Genomic DNA, 16,018 nt, shown 5'->3' with positions numbered 1-16,018 from the left:
AGCGGGTCAGGTGTGGTGCCGATCGTTCCAACGCAAAACGAGACCATCAGGGAGGAAATGCGATGCGTATAATCGCGCTTTTCATCGTCTTGTCCGCTACGACCTTCTTCGCAAGCCCATCGCAGGCGCAAGATGCTGCCGCGGGCGAAAAGGTCTTCACCAAGTGCAAGGTCTGCCACATTGCCGACCAGGACCAGAACAGGATCGGTCCGTCTCTGAACGGCGTCATCGGGCGTGTCGCCGGCACGCATCCCAACTTCACTTATTCCGCAGCCATGATCGCGGCTGGAAAATCCGGCGTCAAATGGGACGAGCCGACCCTGACGACCTACCTTCACGCCCCCCAGGCGATGGTCAAGGGGACGAAGATGACATTTCCCGGCCTCAAGGACGACAAGGACATAGCCAACGTCATCGCCTATCTGAAGCAGTTCTCCAAATAGGCGACCCTTCCGGGCACCATCGCTGGTCGTCCGGCAATTGCACCGTTGAAAGGTCGCGCCGCGTGCCGTTACGCCGGCAGCGCGAAGAACCCCAACAGCAGCAGAACAACTATGCCAAGGCCGAGTATGACAAGCGTGCGCGTGTCCATCACGTTCACCTTCGACCGGGCGTATGCCCCGAAAATCGGGATCGATTTTCGAAAAGGACCGTAGGCCCATCAAAGCGGTACAGCGTCCTTTGCGCGCCCAAGAGGGCACGCGACGCTGCAAGAGAATATCGAAAAATATCTTCTGGAGCCAGTATGCAGACCTGGCTGCCTGCCGCACCCGTTCCAATGAAATGACGACAAATCGGGCGCAAAGGAGTATGTTGGCGGTCAGTGCAGGTCGCGGTTTGCGTGGCCAGTCACGCAGAGCTGTAGCACCGTTGAAACCGCGACCTTGCCGGACCCGATCTGGAGGAACGGTCATGGCAAGCTTTCACGTGATTGCAGGCGCCAGCGAAACGCTGGAGCATACCAGAGTGAGAAAGATCGGCGTTTCCGATCTTTTCGATGCGCTCAGGCGCGGTGTCGACGACTTCATGGTCAAACCCTCGCACATCGTGTTCCTGTGCATGATCTATCCACTCGTCGGTGTCGTGCTCGCCACCTGGACATCGGGAGCAAACACGTTGCCGCTGCTGTTTCCGCTGGTATCAGGCTTTGCGCTGATCGGGCCACTCGCGGCGATCGGCCTCTATGAGATCAGCCGCAGGCGGGAAGCCGGGCTGGACGCTTCCTGGAAACATGCTTTCGAGGTCAGGAATTCTCCGGCGCTGCCGGCCATCGCCGCGGTCGGGATCATGTTGTTCGCGATCTTCATCGCCTGGCTTTTGACCGCCAAGATCTTCTACGAGCAGCTGTTCGGCCCTGAACCGCCGGCGTCACTGTCCAGTTTCATAGCCGAGATTTTCGCCACCGGGCGCGGCTGGACGCTGATCGTGCTGGGCCACGCCCTAGGGTTCGTGTTCGCCGTGGTCGTGCTGTGCACCACCGTGGTGGCTTTCCCGCTGCTGCTCGATCGCGACGTCGGCGCCTACGAAGCCATCCACACGTCGGTGCGCGTGGTCCTGGCCAACCCGATCGTGATGGCCGTCTGGGGGTTGATCGTCGCCGTCGCGCTGATCATCGGTTCGCTGCCGGTGTTCGCAGGCCTGGCGGTCGTGCTGCCGGTTCTCGGCCACGCCACCTGGCATGTCTATCGCAAGGTCGTGGAGCCGCCGGCCGTCCCCAGACCGGCGACGTAAGCAAGACCTGTCGCCGCGCGCAGGCGGCCTGCGCCGCCGCGCTCAGAAGGCCCGGTGGCTGAACCGGGCCTGGCGCGCGCCCGTGGTCAGGTTGCGGAAATCCTTGCCGCTGACATGCACCAGCGTCTTGTGGTCGCCGCCCTCGAAATAGATATCGGCTGCATCGCGCAGGCTTTCGTCCAGAATGACCGGCACGTCATAGGCCGCGCCGATCGGCGGTACGGCGCCGATGTCGCAATCGTCGAAGAGCGATACAACCTCATCCTCGGAAGCGAGCCCGAGGCGCTTGTCCATGACGTCCTGCAGCTTGCCGAGCTCGATCCTGTGGGTGCTTGGGACCACGGCCAGCGCGTAGCCGAGTTCGTGGTGAACGACCACGGACTTGGCCATGATGCTGCCGGGCACATGCGCGGCGATGGCGGCCTGCCTGCTGGTGGAAGTGCGGTGATGCGCGACGGTGTCGTACGGGATTCCCTTGCCGTCGATAAAATGCCTCAGCCTGTTTGCTATGGTCATTGTCCGCGTCCTTTTGCTTGAGTTCACGACGCATATGTCAAACCAAAATGGACCAGCGGCCTGTTGTTTCAAGGCACCGCGATCGGCCGTTCCGCTGGTGCGCGTCAGGGGCCGGGTCCGAAAAACGCGATACGGGTCAGCAGCGTATAGTCGGCTTCGAAAACCATCATGGTTACGAAGACCAGCACCAGTATCGGCGGCAGGATGATCGCATACATCATCGCCAGCCGTTCCCAGGCCATGTGCATGAAGACGGCGACGATCAGCCCCGCCTTGAGCATCATGAAGATCAGGATCAGCGACCATCTGAGATAGCCGTGGATGCCGAAATAGTCGACCAGGTAGGAGCAGGTGCTGAGGATGAACAGCCACGCCCAGACCACCAGGTAGAGCTTGATCGGGTGCTCCTGATGAACCTCGGCGTGGGCGACCGCTGCCGTGGCCGCATCCGGCGCATGGGCGGCGTGCAGTGCGTGTTGTCCGAGACCGTTTGCGGTTGCTTCAGCCATATCTGCCTCTCACCAAAGATAGAAGAAGGCGAAGATGAACACCCAGACCAGGTCGACGAAGTGCCAGTACAGCCCCATGATCTCGACATTCTCGTAGCGACCCCGGCGGCTGGTGAAGTAGCCGGGCCGCCCGGTGTCGAAATCACCGCGCCAGACCTTTCGCGCCACGATGATCAGGAAGATCACCCCGATCGTGACGTGCGTGCCGTGGAAGCCGGTGATCATGAAGAAGCATGAGCCGAATTGCGCGGCCCCCCAGGGATTGCCCCATGGCCGGACCCCTTCGGTGATCAGCTTGGTCCATTCGAAGGCCTGCATGCCGACGAATGTCGCGCCGAGCGCAGCAGTCAAAAGCATCAGGATCGCGGTTTTACGGCGATCGCGGCGGTAGCCGAAATTGACCGCCATGGCCATGGTTCCGCTGCTCGAGATCAGCACGAAGGTCATGATCGCGATCAGGATGAGCGGGATCTCCGAACCGCCGATGCGCAGGGCGAAAACCTCGCTCGGATTCGGCCACGGCACGCGCGTGGAAATGCGCGCGGTCATGTAGGAGAGCAGGAAGCAGCCGAAGATGAAGGTGTCGCTGAGCAGGAAGATCCACATCATGGCCTTGCCCCAGGACACGTTCTTGAACGCCCGCTGGTCCGAGGCCCAATCGGCGGCAATGCCGCGCCAACCGGCGGGTCTGGGCTCCATCTGGCTGGTATGTGTCATGGTCGTCTCGGCCATCGCCGGTCTCCTAGGTCAGCAGTCCTCGGCAAATGTCGATGAGCGTCCCCGCCCAACCCGCCAGAAGGGCGAAGATGCAGAGCCAGACGAAAAGCAGGAAATGCCAGTACATGGCGCAGAGCTCGACGCTGAGGCGAAGCCGCTCCGGCCGCGCTTCGTTCCAGGCGCCGATGCTCGTCCTGCCAAGTCCCACCAGACCGCCGAGTATGTGCAGGCCGTGCACGCCGGTGATCAGATAGAAGAAGCTGTTGGCCGGGTTGGATGCGAGCAGATAGCCGTCTGCGGTCAGTTGCCGCCAAGCCACCAGCTGCCCGATCAGGAAAGCAACCGCCGTGAACCCCGCCGTGGCAAGGCCGAGCCTGATGTTGTCGGTCTGGCCTCGGCGGGCGGCGATCACCGCGCATTGCAGCGCGACGCTACTCAGCACCAGCACGCCGGTGTTCAGCCAGAGCAGGCGCGGCAGCGGCAGCGGCTGCCAGTCGGGAAGGCCCATACGCATGAAATAGGCGCTGGTGAATAGCGAGAACAGGCAGCCGACGACGGCGAGGAACACGCCGAGGCCGATCTTGGCGGTGGGCAGCGAAGACCGGTCGAAACCGACGAAATCCCCGGCCAGATTTTGCTCCAGCCAGGGCTTGGCCGTCAGCCGTTGGTGCGAGAGCCACCATCCGGCGAAGCCGGCGATCACCAGCAGAAAGACCAGGATGACGCTCATGCCGGCTCCCTGGAGGGGGCGAAGTCGCCCGGCACGTTCTGCGGGATGAAGTCTTCCTTGGCCCCCGGCACGCTGTAGTCATAGGCCCAGCGATAGACGATCGGCAGTTCCTTGCCGAAATTGCCGTGCGCCGGCGGCGTCTCAGGCGTCTGCCACTCGAGCGTCGTCGCCCGCCACGGGTTGCCGCCGGCCTCACGGCCATGGCGGATGCTCCAGATCAAGTTGAACAGGAACACCATCTGGGCGAAGCCGACGATGAAGGCCATGATGCTGATGAACGAGTTTAGGTGATGGGCCGACTCCGTCATGATGGTCATGTCGGTGAGCTCGGCGTAACGCCGCGGAATGCCCATCAGGCCGAGGTAGTGCATGGGGAAGAAGATCAGGTAGGCGCCGAGAAAGGTGACCCAGAAGTGGAACTTGCCGAGCGTTTCGTCGAGCATCCGCCCGGTGACCTTCGGATACCAGTGATAGATCGCGCCGAAGATCACCAGGATCGGCGCGACGCCCATGACCATGTGGAAATGGGCGACGACGAACATCGTGTCCGACAGCGGCACGTCGACGACGACATTGCCGAGGAACAGTCCGGTCAGGCCGCCATTGACGAAGGTGACGATGAAGGCGAGCGCGAAAAGCATCGGTATGGTCAGATGGATATCGCCGCGCCACAGCGTCAGCACCCAGTTATAGACCTTGATTGCCGTCGGCACGGCAATGATCAGGGTCGTGGTCGCGAAGAAGAAGCCGAAATAGGGATGCATGCCGCTGACATACATATGATGCGCCCAGACAACGAAGCTCAGGGCGCCGATGGCGATGATCGCCCAAACCATCATGCGGTAGCCGAAGATGTTCTTGCGCGCATGCGTGCTGATCAGGTCGGACACGATGCCGAAGGCCGGCAGGGCGACGATGTAGACCTCCGGGTGGCCGAAGAACCAGAACAGATGCTGGAACAGGATCGGGCTGCCGCCATTGTGCTGCAGCTGCGTGCCCATCTCGACAATCGCCGGCATGAAGAACGAGGTGCCGAGAACGCGGTCAAGCAGCATCATCACACAAGCGACAAACAGCGCCGGGAAGGCGAGCAGCGCCATGACGGTGGCGGTGAAGATGCCCCAGACGGTGAGCGGCAGGCGCATCAAGGTCATGCCGCGCGTGCGGCCCTGCAGGACCGTCACCACGTAGTTCAGGCCGCCCATCGTGAAGCCGATGATGAACAGGATGAGCGAAGAAAGCATCAATATGATGCCCCAGTCCTGTCCGCCGGGGGTGCCGGTCATGATGGCCTGCGGCGGATAGAGCGTCCAGCCGGCGCCGGTCGGTCCGCCCGGCGCAAAGAAGCTCGACACCAAAACCAGCACGGCGAGCAGATAGACCCAGTAGCTCAGCATGTTGACATAGGGAAAGACCATGTCGCGGGCGCCGACCATCAGCGGGATGAGGTAATTGCCGAAGCCGCCGAGGAAGAGCGCGGTGAGCAGGTAGATCACCATGATCATGCCGTGCATGGTGATGAACTGGTAGTAGGCCTCCGGAGTGATGAAGTCGAACGTGCCGGGAAAGCCGAGCTGCAGGCGCATGAGCCAGGACAGAACCAGGGCCACGAGGCCGATCGCGGTTGCGGTCGCCGAGTACTGGACCGCTATGACCTTTGCGTCCTGCGAGAAGACATATTTCGTCCACCAGCTGTGCGGATGGTAGAGTTCCACCTCCCCGACTTCGGCGGGCGGAACGGCATCTGCGGGTGTGACGTCGACCATTTGAGCACCTCCGCGCCCTATTGTGCGGACCTCGAAAGTTTCGAGTTTGCCGCGACGCCCAGATTGGACGCGATTATCTTTCCTGGCGGCTGGTTCGCCGAGCCCGATTGCTGGGGCGCCGACAATTGCGCGAAAGTCTGCTGCTGGCCGAGCCAGGCCAGATAATCCTGCTCGGTGTCGACCACGACCACGCCATGCATCAGCGGGTGCCCTTGGCCGCATAGTTCGGCGCACAGGACCTGGAAGGTGCCGGTCCTGGTCGGGGTGAACCAGAAATAGGTAACCGAGCCGGGGATCATGTCCATCTTGGCGCGGAATTCCGGAATATAGAAATCGTGCAGCACATCGATCGACCGCAGCAGCACCTTGATCGGCTTGCCGATCGGCAGATGAAGATCGGCGGCTTCGACCAGGACATCATCCTGGCCGTTCGGATCCTTGGGGGCGACGCCCAACGGATTGTCGGCGGTGACGTCGCGGGTGTCGGAAGTCCCGAGCTTGCCGTCCTTGCCCGGCAGACGGAAGCTCCACTGCCATTGCTGGGCGACGACCTCGACTTCGGTCGCATCGCTTGGAACCGTGACGAAGCGGCTCCAGACGAACAGGCCGGGAACCAGCAAGGCGGTGACGCCGACCGCGGTGACGATCATCAGCCACGATTCGAGGCGCTTGTTCTCCGGTTCATAAACCGCGCGATTGCCTTCCCGGTGCCGGAAGCGGAAGACACAATAAGCCATGAAGAGGACGACAGCGGCAAAGACGATGCCGGTGATCCAGAAGCTGATGATGATGGTGTTGTCTATATAGTCCCAGTTCGAGGCAATGGGCGTCCACCACCATGGGCTCAGGAGGTGGAACAACACCGAGCCCACGACGATTAAAACGAGTACAAGCACAACGGCCATGTCCCGTTCCTCCCGGCATTCCAAGCGCGCGAAGCGTCCCGAAAATGCCGAAGCGCATCATGCTCGATTTCCGGTTGAAATTCCAGAGCCGACTATCCGATTGGCAAAATGCTGCCCTAGCGGCACCATTTCTCCACAGCAATCGCAATTGCCTTGGTGCAGTCGATGAGATCGCGCACTGAAACGCGCTCATTGGGCTGATGCGCCTGCGCCGGGTCGCCGGGGCCGAAGTTGACGGTCGGCGTGTTGCCGAGGCCTGTTGGCAGGCCGATGTCGCTATGCGCGCCGAAGCCGCTGAGCACCGGCGACAGATCGGCGTCCTTCACAGCCTCCTGGAACACGCCGATGAACGGACTGTCGGACGGGATTTCGGCGCAGTCGGCATCGAGAATCCATTCGACGCGGGCAGGATGCAGGCGCAGATAAGGATCCGCCTGGCAGACATTGGCGATGTGCTCCTCGATCTCGCGCTTGACGTTGCCGCCCAGCCTGAATTCGTCATGCTCGCTCGGCAGGTACTGCGCGTCGATGATGATCTCGCCGCGCCCGGCCATGGAGGAGGGGTGCTCGCCGGCATTGATCTGGGTGACGATGATCTGGTTGGGCAGTTCCATCAGCGGATGGTTCTTCTTCGGGTCGAACATCCAGCGCCGGTTGAGGATGTCGATGCCGTCGAGGATCTGCCGACAGAGCTGCACGGCATCGACCGGGCCGCTCGAATACCAGGCATTCGGCGTGAGTTCCGCATGGCCGCCTATGCCGTCGACGATGATCCTGCCCCACAGGATGCCGTGACAGAGCGGCGCGATCCTGTTTGCCGTCGGTTCGGTCATGATGCCGGCATCGGCGCGAAAGCCGCGATCGACCATGGCAAGCGAGCCCATGCCGCCGATCTCCTCGTCGACGACGGTGGTGAAGACGACGTCTCCGGACAGGGGGATTTGCAGCTCCCTGAGAATTTCGACCGCCATCAGCATGCAGGCGACGCCGCCTTTCATGTCGACCGTGCCGCGGCCATGCAGGAAGCCGTCCTTCAGCACGGGCTGGAACGGATCGGTTGTCCAATGTCCGGCGGCACCTGGCGGGACGACGTCGATATGGCCGGTGAGCATGATTGAGCGGCCGCCTCCCGTGCCCTTCAGCACGCCGCCGAGATTGGGCCGGCCTTCAAAAGTCCTGCCCTTGTTGGCGCCGGCGCGTCCCTTGTATTTTTCATAGAGCGCCGGGCCGTCTGGGTCCCACAGGTCGGTGGTGAAGCCGAGCGCTTCGATGCGCTTTTGCAGATAGAGCTGACAATCGCGCTCGCCCGGCCCGGCCTCCTTCGGATTGGATTTCACGATCGAGGGGAAGGCGACGAGATCGCTCAGCGTCTGGACGATGCGGTCGGCCGCTGCCTCGACGCGCGCGGCGATGGTCTCTTCCATGGAAGGCATTAGGATCTCCAACGTTGGGAAAGCCGGTCGGCAAGAAGGACGAACACCAGAAGGGCGCCGACGATCCCCACTTGCCAAACCGTGTTGATGTTCAATTGCAGCAGGCCGGTCTTCAGCGTGACCAGGAGCAGAACGGCCGCGAACACGCCGCCGACGCCGCCGCGCCCGCCGGTGATGGCGATGCCGCCAAGCATCGCGGCGGTCAGCGATTCAAGCTCGAGGTTCTGACCGATATTGGGCCTGCCGCTGCCGAGCCAGGCGAGCGAAACCAGACCGGCGGCGCCGGCCAGCGCGCCGCTCAGCGCATAAAGGATGAAACGTACGCGATCGACCGGAATCCCGACCAACCGGGCCGAGCGTTCGTTGAAGCCCATCGCGTAGATCCAACGGCCCCAGGCGGTCGCCATCAGCGCCAGGCCGGCCAGCGCGAAGCAGGGGATGGCCAAAGTGAGGAAGGGCACCGGAATGCCGGCGACGACACCGCGCCCCCACACGAGAAGCCAGGCGGGCACGCCCGACTGGGCCGCGCCGCCGGTGACGGCAAGTGCAACGCCGGAATAGACGAAGAAGGTGCCGAGCGTAGCGATGAAAGGCAGCAGCGCCAGACCGTTCACCAGCAAACCGTTGAGGGCGCCGAGTGCCGCGCCGGCCAGGATGCAGACGGCAGGCAGCAGGACCGGCGGCAGGCCCAGTTTGAGCGACAGCATGGCGATGATGGCGGAGAGCGAAACCGCGCCGCCGACCGACAGGTCGATGCCTGTGCCGCCGGCCAGGATGACCAGCCCCTGTCCGAGGCCGACCAGCGCCAGGATGGTCGAGAACTGAAGAATGGTGGTGAGCGTGCCGAGATTGAAGACGGAAGGCTTGAGTGCCAGCAGGCCGACGATCACGATCAGCCAGAGCGCGCACAGCAAAGCCAGGGTCAGGGCAGGGCCCTGCAGATTCCGGAGCGTTCTCATGCGCGGGCTCGCTGGAACCGGGTGAGAGGAAGGCGATTGGAGACCGCTTCGAAGCCGAGTACGCCGATGATCAGCACGCCGGTGACGACGGGCTGCCAAAGCGAGGGAACGCCGATCAGCAGCAGGCCGTTCTGGAGAATTCTGAGCAGCAGCACGCCGAGCACGGTGCCTAGCAGGCTGCAGCGGCCGCCCAATATGCTGGTGCCGCCGAGAATAACCGCGGCGATGGCATCCAGCGCCGACGTGCTGCCGACCGACATTTCGACATTGCGGTAGGTGGCGACATAGAACGTGGCGGCGATACCGGTCAGGACGCCGCTGACGACAAAGGTCATGAAGCGGACCTTGATCACCGGAATTCCCGAAAGCCGCGCCTTTTCCTCCGAATTGCCGATCGCCAGCAGATGCAAGCCATAGGGCGTTCGCCGGACCGCGAGCCATACCACCAGATAGGCGATTGCAATCACCAGGGCTGGCACGGGGATTCCAAGCACGGTGGCCGCCAGCAGATCGGTGAGGTTCGAGGGCAGGCCGGAGAGCCATTGCCCGCCAAGCAGCGCAAACACGGCGGTGCGGTAGACGCCGAGCAGGCCGAGCGTTCCGACGATGGCCGGAACGCGGCCGAGGACGACGACCGCGGCGGTCACGCAACCCAGCAGCGCGCCGACCGCCGGCCCGGCGACAAGCGCCAGGAACGGGCTGCCATCGGCGCCAAGTATGCGGCCGATGGCGATGGCCGCGAGGCCCATGACGATGCCGATCGAGACATCAATGCCGCCCATGGCGAGCAGCAAGGTCATGCCGAGGCCGATGAGCAGCAGTTCGACGCTGTTGCGCAGCACCGTGACCGCGTTGCCCGAGGTGGCGTAGTGCGGCGAAGCGACAGAGAAGACGACGATCGCCACCAAACAGGCGACAAGCAAGGACAACTCCCGCCCGTTCATGGAGAGAACACCGTTTCCAGACTGCCGCACCGCGCTCACGTCAGGGCTCAGAAGTTGAACTTGTCGACATTGTCCTTGGTGAAGACGGCCGGCGGTCCGAGCAGCAGGATGCCCTTGGCGGCATCGTAGGTGGCGGGCTTGTCCAGGCCGGCGATCTTGTTCTCGGCCTCGAAGCTCTTGCCGTCGATCAGCTGCTTGCCGGCCCAGACCGTGAGGTAGCCCAGCTGTTCGGGATCCCACAGCACGGTGAAGCCGAAGGCGCCGCTCTTCAGATAGGAGCGGGCGGTGTTCGGGCTGCAGTAACCGGTGCCGATGACAGCGCCGATCTTACCGGCGGTCTCGATTGCCTGGGCAACGCCCGGGCAAGTCGAGGACGCGACGGCGATGATGGCCTTGATGTCAGAATTGGCCGCCATGAGGTCGCCTGAAATCTGCGCGGCGCGCTCGGCCGTGCCGCCGGCGAATTGCGGGGCGAGCAGCTTCAGCTTGGGATATTTGGCGGTGGCTTCCTTCTGCATGAAGCCGATCCAGGCGTTGAGGTTGGACGCGGTCGCCTCGCCCGAGACGATGCCGATCGTGGCGTCCTCGCCGACGCGCTTGACCAGTTCGTCGATGATCGTGGTGCCGAGGCCTTCGTCGGTCGCCTGCGCGACATAGACGGCGCGGCCGCTGTCGGGCGCATCGCTGTCGCTGGTGAACAGTTTTATGCCCTTGGCCTTGGCGCTTTCGACCACCGGCGCGATGCTGGAGGCATCGAGCACGCTGACCGAAATCGCCTCTACGCCCTGATCGATCATGTTCTGGACGATTTGCAGCTGGTCGACCGGATTGGTGTCGACCGGGCCGGAATAGACGAAATCGACGCCCAGATCCTTGGCGGCGCGATTGCCGCCGGCTTCCATGGCGTTGAAATAGGGAATGCCGATCAGCTGCGGGACGAAGGCGACCTTGTGCTTGTCTGCCGCGTGCGCCGCCGTCGCGACGACGAACGACAGCGCGGAGGCCGCGAGCACTTTCCTGAGTTGTGAAAGCATTGTGTTTGATCCTCTCTGGAATGACGTGCGTGTCAGTTTGTTTTTTCGAGCGCCCGCACGTCGGGATGGGCGCCTGTTATGAGCGAGACGACTTCTTCGTGATTGGTCTCGGCGGCCAGCCTTTCGGCCACCTTGCGGCCGCGCCGGAACACCACGATCCGGTCGGCAACCTCGAAGACTTCGGAAATGTTGTGGCTGATCAGCACGACGGCGCAGCCGCGCCCGGCAAGGCGCCGCGTCAGCGCCAGCACCTTGCGGGTCTCGGCGACGGCAAGGGCCGCCGTCGGCTCGTCCATGATGACCAGCCGTGCGTTGAGATTGAGCGCCCGGCAGATGGCGACGGCCTGGCGCTGGCCGCCCGACAGGCTGCCGACCGGGGCTTCGGGATCGGAGATATGGGCGTCGAGTTCCTGCAGAAGGCCGTCGACGCGCTGGCGCATCTCGGCGCGCTTCAGAAAGGGAACGCCAAAAATGGAGCGTTTCAATTCCCGGCCGAGAAAGACGTTTTCGGCGATCGACAGGTTCTCCGAAAGCGCCAGTTCCTGGAAGATTGTCGCGATCCCGGACGCGGCCGCATCCTTTGGCGAGGAGAACGCGACGGCGTTGCCTTCGATGAGAAGTTCGCCGTCGCTCGGCGGATGGGCGCCCGCCAGGATCTTGATGAAGGTCGATTTCCCTGCACCATTGTCGCCGAGCAGCGCCAGCACTTCGCCGGAGCGGATTTCCAGGTCGACATTTGCAAGCGCGGTCAGCGCGCCGAAGCGCTTGGCGATGTTCCTGGCGACGAGAAAGGGGGCGGTCATGGCGGTTCCTCCGGCGGTTGCGGATCGGCTAGACGGCCTTGCTGACCCAGCGCAGCACATTGGTCCAAAGGCGCGCATAGCCGGGCCATTCGACGAAGCTGTTGGGCAGCCAGTGCGGGCCGATATCCGATGTCCAGACCAGAGTGCGCCCCTCGCCATGGCGCCCGGTGACCAGCAGCGGGTGGCCGCCCTGGTCCTGCGGCAGCCGCGCCAGGATCTCGACATCTTCGCGGTCGCGGGCGACAACCTCGTTGGCGCCGAGCAGGATCGGCCATTCGCCTTCGATACCGGCAAAGAGCGGATGATCGCCGGGGCCGGTGATCTGGGGCCGGAAACCCTCGGGAATTTCGAGCCGGTCGTCATTGGGAAGGCAGGTCACCGGCAGCGCGTCCTCGACGGCCGTGCGGTGCCAGCGGGCCTTGCCGTCGATGCCCTGGAAGCTGAAATAGCCGCCGATCATGACAAGGCCGCCGCCGGCTTGCGTCCAGTCGCGCAGCAGCTTGAGACGGTTGGGCACAGTCTTGCCGTGCAGCCAGACATCAGGGTGCAGCAAGAGCGAATTGGCGCCGATGTCGGAGAGCACGATCGCCTTGTATTGCGACAGGCCCTCCATGGTGAAAGGCAACTTTTCGACGGCCTCGTGGGCCGGCATGTATTCAAGATCGAACTCGCTGCCCTTCAAGGCGTTGACCAGGGGCGTGGCGCCGAGATGGAAGGTAACGCTGCCGAACTGGTCGAAGCCCTTGTAGTGGGTGGCCGAACTCATCCAGCTCTCGCCGACCAGAAGGACTTTCGTTTTCGCCATGACCGTGTACTCCCGATATTGCCTGGTTGGTTGCCTGCCGGCCGCCTGGGTCGGTAAGCCGTTGATTTAGCTGGCCATCACGTCGCTCGCCGCGGCGGTCGCCTTCAGCGTCGCGAAGTCGGCGATGTAGCCTTGCGCGCCCTCGACCGTCGTCGTCAGGCTGGCGCCGACCGCCGCGTAGCGGGCGGCGGTTTCCAGCGAGGCGCCATGCAGCCAGAGACTGAGGAAAATGCCGGCGAAGCTGTCGCCCGCACCGGTCGCATCCACCCGGTTGACGGGCAGCGCCGGCACCTCGATCTGTGGACCGCCGGTCGCCGGAAAGACCACCGCGCCGAATTCGCCCAAGGTAAGCACGACCGTTCCGCGCGGCTTGATGCGCGACAGCGTCAGGCGAACTTCCTCGATCATCGTCGCCATGCGGGTGTGAAAGCCGTAGATTTCCCTGATCATGACGTCGTTGATGAAGGTCAGGTCGATCTGTTTGACCATCTGCGCGAAGATTTCCGGCGTGCGCGCGCTTTTCGGCAGGCCGGCCGAATGCAGGCTCACCTTCCAGCCGGCCTGACGAAAGCGCGCGATGGAAGCCGTCATCGTCTCATAGTGAAAGCCTTCGATGTGAAGACAGGCCGGGCGCTGCTCCGGCTGAATGTCGAGATTGGCGGTCAGGTCGACTTCGCCCAGTTCGAACGGTTCGCTGATGATGGTGCGGCTGCCGTTGCGCTCGATGATGACGATCGCCTGCGAGAGCCGGTTGTTGGGCGTGCTGCGGATCGGCAAGGCATGGACGCCCAGCTTGGAAAGCTCGCCCAGCGCCCAGTCGCTTTCCGCGTCCTGACCGACCGCCGTCGCCAGTTCCACGTCGAGCGCGTAGGGAGCGCCGACGCCGGCGGCGGCGACCGCGAGATTGGCGGCGGGGCCGCCCAGCGCCTTTTCGATATGGCTTGCCGTGATCCGGTCGTCGCGATGCGGCAGCACGTCGACGCGGCACAGGAAGTCGACGCTCACCCGGCCGGCGACGAGAAGCCTGGGCAGATGGTCGAGATTTTTCGGCCGCTGCGGCGCACGGCCGGGCAGGGAACGCGCAAACGAGCTCGGCCGGTACATCAAGGTTGCGATCGCCTTCTCGATGCGGTCGCGCGTGCCTTCCTTGAGGCCGGCCGTGCCATTGATGAAGTTCGAGACCGTGCCGATGGAAACACCGGCGGTCCGTGCGACATCCGCAATGGTCGGGCGTTTGCGTTGCAAAGGCGTGATCCAATTGAAGCGTTTCAAAACGCTAGCAGCGGACACGCCGGGCCTCAACGGAATTATCTTCTAAAGAAGCTGCTTCTGTCCTTTGCAGGTAGAAGATTGATCCGCGCAGGCACCGCTGCGGGGATCATTCGTTGCGCAATTGAACGATTTTCAAATCTCGCCCTTTTTGCGCCTTGGCCAACAGGCCCTGCCGTTCAACGGCAGACAGCAGCGCGCCGGAGCCCAAAGCTGCAGCAGCGTCGCCAGCCGCTCAAATCAGCAGCAGGCCTTTCATCGAGGCGTTGCCCTTGCGGCCGATGATGATGTGATCGTGCACGGAAATGCCGAGGGGCTTGGCCGTATCGATGATCTGCTTGGTCATCTCGATGTCAGCGCGGGACGGCGTCGGGTCGCCCGAAGGGTGGTTGTGGACCAGGATGACGGCGCTGGCGGAGAGCTCCAGCGCGCGCTTCACCACCTCGCGCGGATAGACCGGCGTGTGGTCGACGGTGCCGGTCTGCTGCACTTCGTCGGCGATCAGCCCGTTCTTCTTGTCGAGGAACAGGATGCGGAACTGTTCGCGGCTCTCGAAGGCCATGGCCGAACGGCAATAGTCGAGCAGTTGCGTCCAGTTGGACAGCACTTCGCGGCCGCGCACCTCGCCGCGCGCCATGCGCTGCGCCGTGGCGGCGATGACCTTGAGATCGGTCGCGACCGTCGGGCCGATGCCTTTGACTTCCTCAAGCAGGGATGCCGGCGCGCCGAGCACTTCGGCGAGCGAACCGAAGCGGGCGATCAGCGCCTTGGCGATCGGCTTGGTGTCGACGCGCGGGATCAGCCGGAAGAGCAGCAGTTCGAGCAGTTCATAGTCGGGCAGGGCGTCCGGACCGCCGGCGACAAATCGTTCGCGCAGGCGGTCGCGATGGCCATGATAATGCGGCTTCTCTTCCACCGCCGCCGCCTTCTTCAGGGGCTTTTGCGGCGGTTCGATCCAGGCTTCGGAAAAGAACGCCCGCTCGTCGTCGACTTTGCCCAATGCCCCATCCCCCCGAAGGCTTTGGCTGAAACCTAGGCCGGCAGGCCGGGGCGGTCGAGCTTTTTCGGCGACAGCGTGAAGATCTCGCAGCCGGTGTCGGTGACGCCTATCGTGTGCTCGTATTGCGCCGACAGCGAGCGATCGCGCGTGACGGCCGTCCAGCCGTCCGAGAGCACCTTCACATGCGGGCGGCCGAGATTGATCATCGGCTCGACGGTGAAGATCATGCCGGGCCGCATCTCGACGCCTTCATTGGCGGTGCCGTAATGCAGGATGTTCGGCGCGTCGTGGAAAAGCTGGCCGACGCCATGGCCGCAGAAGTCGCGCACCACCGAGCAGCGCTCGGCCTCGGCGTAGGTCTGGATCGCGGCGCCGATGGCGCCGGTGCGGGCGCCGGGCTTGATCGCGGCGATGCCGCGCATCAGGCACTCATAGGTCACTTCGAGCAGGCGCTCGGCGGCGCGCTTGATCATGCCCACCGGATACATGCGCGAGGAATCGCCGTGCCAGCCGTCTAGGATATAGGTGACGTCGATGTTGACGACGTCGCCTTCCTTCAGCGGCTTGTTGTCGGGAATGCCATGGCAGACGACATGGTTGATCGAAGTGCAGGACGACTTGGTGTAGCCGCGATAGTTCAGCGTTGCCGGCAGTGCGCCGTTGTCCATGCCGAATTCGAAGACGAAGCGGTCGATCGCTTCCGTCGTCACGCCGGGCTTTACCATCGGCACGAGCTCGTCGAGGCAGCGCGCGGTGAGATCGCAGGCCTTGCGCATGCCGGCAAAGCCTTCCTCGCCATAGAGCCTTATTTGGCCGGTGTTTCTCAAAGGGGCCGTCGAGGCGTCGAGATAGGTAACCATTTTGTCCGTTCGGAGTGCCGGCCCATGATGTGAGCCG

At 63.3% G+C, this 16,018-nt stretch carries 17 protein-coding genes; 2 read left to right on the top strand and 15 right to left on the bottom strand.

Features of this window, described 5'->3' with window-relative positions:
* The first annotated feature begins 62 nt into the window (after positions 1-62).
* On the top strand, positions 63-443 hold the full coding sequence (locus KVT37_RS00625) for a cytochrome c family protein (RefSeq protein WP_217568653.1): 381 nt from the start codon (positions 63-65) through the stop codon (positions 441-443).
* Positions 444-912: 469 nt separating this feature from the next.
* A complete protein-coding gene (locus tag KVT37_RS00620; RefSeq protein ID WP_217568650.1) occupies positions 913-1,731 on the top strand; it encodes a DUF2189 domain-containing protein in 819 nt (272 codons plus the stop codon).
* Positions 1,732-1,773: 42 nt separating this feature from the next.
* Here KVT37_RS00620 and KVT37_RS00615 read toward each other — a convergent pair whose 3' ends face one another.
* From KVT37_RS00615 to map, 15 genes are all read right to left on the bottom strand, one after another.
* Positions 1,774-2,247, bottom strand: coding sequence for an aminoacyl-tRNA deacylase (locus tag KVT37_RS00615; RefSeq protein ID WP_217568648.1), 474 nt, complete (start codon positions 2,245-2,247; stop codon positions 1,774-1,776).
* A 104-nt stretch (positions 2,248-2,351) separates the two neighbouring features.
* Positions 2,352-2,756: a cytochrome C oxidase subunit IV family protein gene (locus tag KVT37_RS00610; protein WP_217568647.1), complete on the bottom strand. Its 405-nt coding sequence runs from the start codon at positions 2,754-2,756 to the stop codon at positions 2,352-2,354.
* 9 nt (positions 2,757-2,765) lie between these two features.
* Complete coding sequence (locus tag KVT37_RS00605) at positions 2,766-3,488, bottom strand: heme-copper oxidase subunit III family protein (RefSeq protein WP_217568645.1); 723 nt, start codon at positions 3,486-3,488, stop codon at positions 2,766-2,768.
* 10 nt (positions 3,489-3,498) lie between these two features.
* Complete coding sequence (locus KVT37_RS00600) at positions 3,499-4,203, bottom strand: cytochrome c oxidase subunit 3 (RefSeq protein WP_217568643.1); 705 nt, start codon at positions 4,201-4,203, stop codon at positions 3,499-3,501.
* Positions 4,200-5,969 carry a cytochrome c oxidase subunit I gene (gene ctaD, locus KVT37_RS00595; protein ID WP_217568641.1) on the bottom strand — a complete coding sequence of 590 codons (1,770 nt, stop codon included), beginning with the start codon at positions 5,967-5,969 and terminating at the stop codon, positions 4,200-4,202. Before ctaD ends, KVT37_RS00600 begins: the two co-directional genes overlap by 4 nt.
* Positions 5,970-5,986: 17 nt before the next feature.
* Positions 5,987-6,874, bottom strand: a complete 888-nt coding sequence (locus KVT37_RS00590) for a cytochrome c oxidase subunit II (protein WP_217568639.1) — start codon at positions 6,872-6,874, stop codon at positions 5,987-5,989.
* Between the two features lie 116 nt (positions 6,875-6,990).
* Complete coding sequence (locus KVT37_RS00585; protein ID WP_217568637.1) at positions 6,991-8,307, bottom strand: M20 family metallopeptidase; 1,317 nt, start codon at positions 8,305-8,307, stop codon at positions 6,991-6,993.
* The gene (locus KVT37_RS00580; RefSeq protein WP_217568635.1) at positions 8,307-9,266 is read right to left on the bottom strand and encodes an ABC transporter permease; all 960 of its coding nucleotides are present in this window, start codon (positions 9,264-9,266) and stop codon (positions 8,307-8,309) included. The genes KVT37_RS00585 and KVT37_RS00580 overlap by 1 nt, the downstream gene beginning before the upstream one ends.
* Complete coding sequence (locus KVT37_RS00575; protein WP_254633737.1) at positions 9,263-10,189, bottom strand: ABC transporter permease; 927 nt, start codon at positions 10,187-10,189, stop codon at positions 9,263-9,265. Before KVT37_RS00575 ends, KVT37_RS00580 begins: the two co-directional genes overlap by 4 nt.
* A 68-nt stretch (positions 10,190-10,257) precedes the next feature.
* Positions 10,258-11,244: an autoinducer 2 ABC transporter substrate-binding protein gene (locus KVT37_RS00570; RefSeq protein ID WP_217568631.1), complete on the bottom strand. Its 987-nt coding sequence runs from the start codon at positions 11,242-11,244 to the stop codon at positions 10,258-10,260.
* Between the two features lie 32 nt (positions 11,245-11,276).
* Positions 11,277-12,047: an ATP-binding cassette domain-containing protein gene (locus KVT37_RS00565; RefSeq protein WP_217568630.1), complete on the bottom strand. Its 771-nt coding sequence runs from the start codon at positions 12,045-12,047 to the stop codon at positions 11,277-11,279.
* A 28-nt stretch (positions 12,048-12,075) separates the two neighbouring features.
* Positions 12,076-12,852: a glutamine amidotransferase gene (locus tag KVT37_RS00560; RefSeq protein ID WP_217568627.1), complete on the bottom strand. Its 777-nt coding sequence runs from the start codon at positions 12,850-12,852 to the stop codon at positions 12,076-12,078.
* A 66-nt stretch (positions 12,853-12,918) separates the two neighbouring features.
* On the bottom strand, positions 12,919-14,097 hold the full coding sequence (locus KVT37_RS00555; RefSeq protein WP_217568625.1) for a PfkB family carbohydrate kinase: 1,179 nt from the start codon (positions 14,095-14,097) through the stop codon (positions 12,919-12,921).
* Between the two features lie 259 nt (positions 14,098-14,356).
* A complete protein-coding gene (radC, locus tag KVT37_RS00550) occupies positions 14,357-15,121 on the bottom strand; it encodes a DNA repair protein RadC (RefSeq protein WP_217568623.1) in 765 nt (254 codons plus the stop codon).
* 32 nt (positions 15,122-15,153) lie between these two features.
* On the bottom strand, positions 15,154-15,981 hold the full coding sequence (map, locus tag KVT37_RS00545; protein WP_217568621.1) for a type I methionyl aminopeptidase: 828 nt from the start codon (positions 15,979-15,981) through the stop codon (positions 15,154-15,156).
* Between the last annotated feature and the right edge of the window lie 37 nt (positions 15,982-16,018).

It is taken from the genome of Mesorhizobium sp. GbtcB19, assembly GCF_019091085.1.
Lineage (GTDB): Bacteria > Pseudomonadota > Alphaproteobacteria > Rhizobiales > Rhizobiaceae > Mesorhizobium.
Note: the sequence above shows the minus strand (reverse complement) of the source record. Positions and strands in the feature narration are given on the sequence as shown.

Coding starts and splice junctions, on each gene's coding strand:
- KVT37_RS00590 (WP_217568639.1), bottom strand. CDS start 6,874: ATGGCCGTTGTGCTTGTACTCGTTTTAATCGTCGTGGGCTCGGTGTTG.
- KVT37_RS00600 (WP_217568643.1), bottom strand. CDS start 4,203: ATGAGCGTCATCCTGGTCTTTCTGCTGGTGATCGCCGGCTTCGCCGGA.
- KVT37_RS00625 (WP_217568653.1), top strand. CDS start 63: ATGCGTATAATCGCGCTTTTCATCGTCTTGTCCGCTACGACCTTCTTC.
- KVT37_RS00580 (WP_217568635.1), bottom strand. CDS start 9,266: ATGAGAACGCTCCGGAATCTGCAGGGCCCTGCCCTGACCCTGGCTTTG.
- KVT37_RS00610 (WP_217568647.1), bottom strand. CDS start 2,756: ATGGCTGAAGCAACCGCAAACGGTCTCGGACAACACGCACTGCACGCC.
- KVT37_RS00585 (WP_217568637.1), bottom strand. CDS start 8,307: ATGCCTTCCATGGAAGAGACCATCGCCGCGCGCGTCGAGGCAGCGGCC.
- KVT37_RS00615 (WP_217568648.1), bottom strand. CDS start 2,247: ATGACCATAGCAAACAGGCTGAGGCATTTTATCGACGGCAAGGGAATC.
- map (WP_217568621.1), bottom strand. CDS start 15,981: ATGGTTACCTATCTCGACGCCTCGACGGCCCCTTTGAGAAACACCGGC.
- KVT37_RS00620 (WP_217568650.1), top strand. CDS start 913: ATGGCAAGCTTTCACGTGATTGCAGGCGCCAGCGAAACGCTGGAGCAT.
- KVT37_RS00605 (WP_217568645.1), bottom strand. CDS start 3,488: ATGGCCGAGACGACCATGACACATACCAGCCAGATGGAGCCCAGACCC.
- KVT37_RS00560 (WP_217568627.1), bottom strand. CDS start 12,852: ATGGCGAAAACGAAAGTCCTTCTGGTCGGCGAGAGCTGGATGAGTTCG.
- ctaD (WP_217568641.1), bottom strand. CDS start 5,969: ATGGTCGACGTCACACCCGCAGATGCCGTTCCGCCCGCCGAAGTCGGG.
- KVT37_RS00565 (WP_217568630.1), bottom strand. CDS start 12,047: ATGACCGCCCCCTTTCTCGTCGCCAGGAACATCGCCAAGCGCTTCGGC.
- KVT37_RS00570 (WP_217568631.1), bottom strand. CDS start 11,244: ATGCTTTCACAACTCAGGAAAGTGCTCGCGGCCTCCGCGCTGTCGTTC.